The 4,681-nt window shown below is 32.2% G+C and carries 6 protein-coding genes; all 6 read right to left on the bottom strand.

Annotated elements, in window-relative coordinates:
- Window positions 1–148 precede the first annotated feature (148 nt).
- Window positions 149–952: a hypothetical protein gene (locus tag Q0L65_RS05085; protein ID WP_296684171.1), complete on the bottom strand. Its 804-nt coding sequence runs from the start codon at window positions 950–952 to the stop codon at window positions 149–151.
- Complete coding sequence (locus Q0L65_RS05080) at window positions 942–1,703, bottom strand: hypothetical protein (protein WP_296684169.1); 762 nt, start codon at window positions 1,701–1,703, stop codon at window positions 942–944. The genes Q0L65_RS05085 and Q0L65_RS05080 overlap by 11 nt, the downstream gene beginning before the upstream one ends.
- 2 nt (window positions 1,704–1,705) lie before the next feature.
- Window positions 1,706–1,993, bottom strand: coding sequence for a hypothetical protein (locus Q0L65_RS05075; protein ID WP_296684167.1), 288 nt, complete (start codon window positions 1,991–1,993; stop codon window positions 1,706–1,708).
- Window positions 1,994–2,685: 692 nt separating this feature from the next.
- A complete protein-coding gene (locus Q0L65_RS05070) occupies window positions 2,686–3,654 on the bottom strand; it encodes a hypothetical protein (RefSeq protein ID WP_296684166.1) in 969 nt (322 codons plus the stop codon).
- 58 nt (window positions 3,655–3,712) lie between these two features.
- Complete coding sequence (locus Q0L65_RS05065) at window positions 3,713–4,417, bottom strand: hypothetical protein (protein WP_296684165.1); 705 nt, start codon at window positions 4,415–4,417, stop codon at window positions 3,713–3,715.
- A gap of 136 nt (window positions 4,418–4,553) precedes the next feature.
- Entirely contained in the window at window positions 4,554–4,667 is a 114-nt protein-coding gene (locus Q0L65_RS14000) for a T9SS type A sorting domain-containing protein (protein ID WP_366051328.1), read from the bottom strand.
- Window positions 4,668–4,681: the final 14 nt, after the last annotated feature.

Here is a 4,681-nt window from a genome sequence, read left to right as displayed (position 1 = left end):
AAGTCATTAATCAATTCATCTATTACAGCTTTTAAAGCCAATGTTATAAAATACATTCGACTAAAGGTATAATATTACTTCCTAAACCTCCAAGAAAGTAGATACCTAAATACGATTCCAAACATTACTCCAAAGTATCCTTTGTTTATTAACGAGGTAAAACTTTATGCAACCAATACTTTGCCGTTGAAATGTCACCAATATCCAAATATGACACCACTTTGCCGATGGCATTTTGAAGGGTTTGAACCTTTGTATTTTGAGTGATGGTTCCTGAATAAGTACAAAGAATATTACACGCAGCATAAAAAGCAGGTTCCACAGAATTATGCCAGAACCAAGGCGTTTTTTCTAATATTTCCTTTTCTAGTAAGTAGGAATCAAATGGATATTCAGCCTGAATATTCCATGCTTTTATAAGTCTCAGAACGGGCTTAACTATGTAGTTTTTTTCTGAATGTTTATCTTTGACTTTTTGGGTGAATGTAAATGGCTCGGTAGTCATCCAATTGTTTCCACTATCAGGTATGTAGTGTATTTCAATTATGTTAAGAATGTTGGTTACCCTTGTAGGTATAAGGTCAAAAGTAATGTGATTCATGTCTAATCGTATTGTTGGAAAATCCTTTTGTACAATTGATGAAGAATATTTTTGCTCGGCAAAAGTCTTTAACCAAGTTCTATATGTCTCAGCTGTTTTATTTAGATTCTCGTGATCAAAAATGATCATAATATCAACATCGGAATAAAAGTCATATTTTCTTGGTAGAGTTGTATCCCTATCCCATGACCCAAAGATTTTTACAGCCTTAACATCCTTACCAAAATAACTATTTAAACGACTTTTGAGAGTGACTATCGAGCTTATAATTTGATTACGTTCCGTCGAACCATGGCTAATAAAATAACTTGAAGCCAAGCCTAATAAATAAGTATTTAAACTACTTGCCATTTAGATTATATTTAGTTTTAACTTGTTGCCATTCTTTTTCTAAAGCATCATTATATTTAGTGTAAACACGATTACTAATCAATACTTGACCCCATGATATATTTGTTTCGTAATCAAAGTACTCTTTTAGTATGGTTGAATCATTCGGTGAATTTTGGAATGAAACTTTAATTTCTTCCAATATTCTATTGTTTTCACGGTGGTACATGAGGAATTTTATCAAATCTCCAAACACTGTTGCTGAGAACATGAATTGAAGAAAAGGAAGCATTATTGGGCTATTTTTAAGCCCATAAATACCCATTGCTATGATTGTTATGCCAAATATTGATGACTTTACGAAATAACGCACCATCATTCTATCAGATAAACGTGTTGTGTAAAACACATTTTGGAAGAGATTCACTCCTAACTTTTTCACACCAGTGGGAATTTCATCATTAGTGAAATACTCTATTGAGCTTTGCAGCGAGAATTTGGATCCAAATGCATTATCCAAAGCATCATATCTACGTTCTCTTTCGGCTTTCGGTAAAAGATAATGTGATTTAATAATTGACAAGACAAATTCAGCTGGAATCAAAATTATTAGCAACCATTCAAAAAAATCCAATATCCATTGAGCATCTTTTTTTGTCACAAAAAGTGGTATAACGGACATTAATAAAATAAGCCAAATAAGCCATTTGTCAACAGAATCAAGTTGAATAACAAAATTAAAAGTCTTTTTTTGAGGAACTTGTTTAGCCATAATTAATTAGTCTTTACGTGAATTAAAGTATTAAACTCAACTCTACTGAATTGAGTCTTGTTAGTTGTGTTTTCGGTCTCAGCACCAGCATTAAAGATTTTTGCTACTGTTATCTTTCCTCCAACCCCACTTTTATCCTCGTCAGTTGTTGTAACAGCGACATCAAACATAATACGTTTATAGCCATTTTCTACGCCTTCACCACCTTTTTCCTTGATGTATGAATTGGCTTCCTGCAAACCGTCTGCGATCTGTTTGATTGTATTCGATACAAACTCTTTTAATTCCATATTCTTTTTTTAACACTATCTTCCCCCTTCAACAACTTCGGCCTTAAACTTTTTTTCTGATCGGTTAGGATAGTTAATTTTTGTTTCAATAGTTTTCATCCGTCATCCACCATAGAAAGGGTGGCTGCTATCATTTGTTATTCATTTAACTTCGGTTTAGCTGTCTTCAAATTCTTCTTGTTCAATTTTCCCCATTTGCTTGGATATTTAGAATCCCACTATTTTATAAATGCTTACTTACTTTGTAAAGTGAGTAGTTTGCAATATACCCACTCCCCACCATCAATCCAATGGTATAAATACCCGAATTAATTAGTATATATACCAAAATATCGTTCAAGTTCATTCTATGAACGTTTCATTCGCATTAAAACTGATGGAAACGAAGATTTAGCACGCTAATGATAGTATGAGTGGAAAACAGGGTAGGGGTTGATCGTGAAATTTGGGATGATCAGTAGAGATTTGGTGGGTTCTGCAGCTGTTTTTCTAAAGAATCAAGCAGGTTACCTTTGTATTTGAGATCTTTTTCCGGGTAATTCCTAAGAATTTACTGGAAATTCCAATGAAATTACATCAAGATTCCAGTTTTTGTTGAAAATTCCGAGTTTTTCCTGTAACAAGGGCATTTATTCCTGCGATATTCCGTATTTAGATTATGTACACCAACTAAAAGTTTCAAAAAAAGCATTTTATTCGTTTTTTGGAACAAGTTCATCAAGTGAATCATCATAAAATTGATTTTTAATCAAATCTGCCAATTCATTTACTTCGTTGCAATACCGAGAACCCACATTATAATCGTTAATTATATTATTTTTCGCTTCCCATTCATAGCCAGGATTTTCATTTGTAATATTGCTGATATAACTATTGTAAGCGGCTACTATTTTTTGAGTTCCTAGTTCTACACTTTCTAGGTCACTCAACAATTTTTCAGTACGTACTTGCATTACACCTAATGTTTTTGATTTACCGCATATTCTGAATGAAATATTTTCAATAATTCTTACAATCTTAGGTCTATTAAAGTCTTCATAAATCAAAACGGCATAAACAATAGACTCCAGTATATGATTTTTAGTCAATTCTGTAATTAAATTATCATAAGTTGATTTGAAATAGATATACCTTCTTTTTAGGTAAGTCTCTTTTCTCTGAACAGTTGCTTCTTGCGAAAAAGTTAAGTTATTAGCTATTTGATAGAGGAATATTAGAATGATAAACCAAATTTCATTTGCAATTGAAGTAAAATCGGGAAGTAAATTAGTTCTGACTTTAATTAATTTTTCATAAACCAAATAAGAAAGTAATGAAGTTGAAGTCCAGTAAAATACTTGTCTTTTCCAATTTAATAATGCCCCTCGGTTTGTAACCAAATTAAATATTAGTCTAAATACTATGTAATGAATGTTGACCCAATAAAAGTCTTGAACAAAACGATCAAAATTTAAATAATAAAGTATTGAAGAGGTAATTATAAGATAAACAATAGGAATAAATACTCTGATCAAAACATTAAAAGCAGGGGCCTCCTCTTTTCTGACAAATAATGACATTTCCATATACCCCAATGAGTATGAATGTTTGCCAATTAAGTTGACTGTAAAAAAAAGCCCAATTCCAAATAAAAATTGGACTAGAAAAATACACATATCCATATTTAAAAACGCGTTTATGAAATAGATTTATTTTCGAAAAAACAGCTAAAGGGATTAATTAGCTATACAGTTTTTCAAACTTTTCTCGCACCAAACCAATATCACCTTTCATGATAGGCATTAAATATTCAAAGACCGAATCAGCCACATGTTCTCCCGTTTCATCCGCAATTTTTGAACCTATTTTTTTCAAAGCACCTTTTAAGAACCCAGTTAAAGAGGCCTCTGTCATTACTCCTAGTTCAACAAACAACTTCTTTAATTTAGTTGTTGATTCGTCAGGTAAATAAGATGTAAAAAGTGCCAAATACGCTTCTGTTGTTAATTTCACAATTTCGGAAGAAAATGAACCGTCTGTAATGTGATTCAGTTCTTTTAATTTTGATTTTAAATGATCTGCTAGGAATGGATTTCCAATTTCAATACTGATTTGTTTATCAATACCTTTGAGTAGAATTGGGTTTAAAAGATGCTCCTTTAATTCGTCGTCAAGCTCTTCTTTACTCGTTTGTCTCAATTTTGATTCATAAAGTAGATTTCGTGCTTTTGACCTTGTAATTCTTAATTCAGCAACAAGATCATAGATTTCAGGATTCTTTTTAAAAACCTCGAGCTTTTGCAGTTGAATAAAGAGTAAAATATCAAAATCACGTTTCGAAATGGAGCCATATGCAGGATTCATATATTCAGCGATTAATTCAATAAAAGTTTCTTTAATGTCATCCGAGCTCAGCTCATTCAGTTTAGTTAAAATTGCATTCATATTATAGTTGTCTTTTGTACTTACGGATTTATTAAAATTCAATTCCAGTATTCCCCTACCTCACCACCAATTTCTTCCCCCATTGCCACTCACCCTGCGAAATATTCGCAGGGGCTCATATACTTAAGCTAAAATCTTATTGCAGCACCACTTTCTTCACCCAAAACTGATCGCCTTGTTTTACATGTAGAAAGTATATTCCTGGAGCTTGGTTTTGTAGTTGAATGGTTGCTGTAAATTGATCTTCCAACTGAATTCTTGACC

Origin of the sequence: Flavobacterium sp. (genome assembly GCF_024642105.1) — a bacterium.
In the GTDB taxonomy this organism is placed as follows: domain Bacteria; phylum Bacteroidota; class Bacteroidia; order Flavobacteriales; family Flavobacteriaceae; genus Flavobacterium.
This window is presented reverse-complemented; position numbering and strand designations above follow the sequence as displayed.

Excerpts from the sequence above, each read along its gene's own strand:
- Q0L65_RS05085 (WP_296684171.1), bottom strand. The coding sequence starts at position 952 with ATGGCAAGTAGTTTAAATACTTATTTATTAGGCTTGGCTTCAAGTTAT.
- Q0L65_RS05080 (WP_296684169.1), bottom strand. The coding sequence starts at position 1,703 with ATGGCTAAACAAGTTCCTCAAAAAAAGACTTTTAATTTTGTTATTCAA.
- Q0L65_RS05075 (WP_296684167.1), bottom strand. The coding sequence starts at position 1,993 with ATGGAATTAAAAGAGTTTGTATCGAATACAATCAAACAGATCGCAGAC.
- Q0L65_RS05070 (WP_296684166.1), bottom strand. The coding sequence starts at position 3,654 with ATGGATATGTGTATTTTTCTAGTCCAATTTTTATTTGGAATTGGGCTT.
- Q0L65_RS05065 (WP_296684165.1), bottom strand. The coding sequence starts at position 4,417 with ATGAATGCAATTTTAACTAAACTGAATGAGCTGAGCTCGGATGACATT.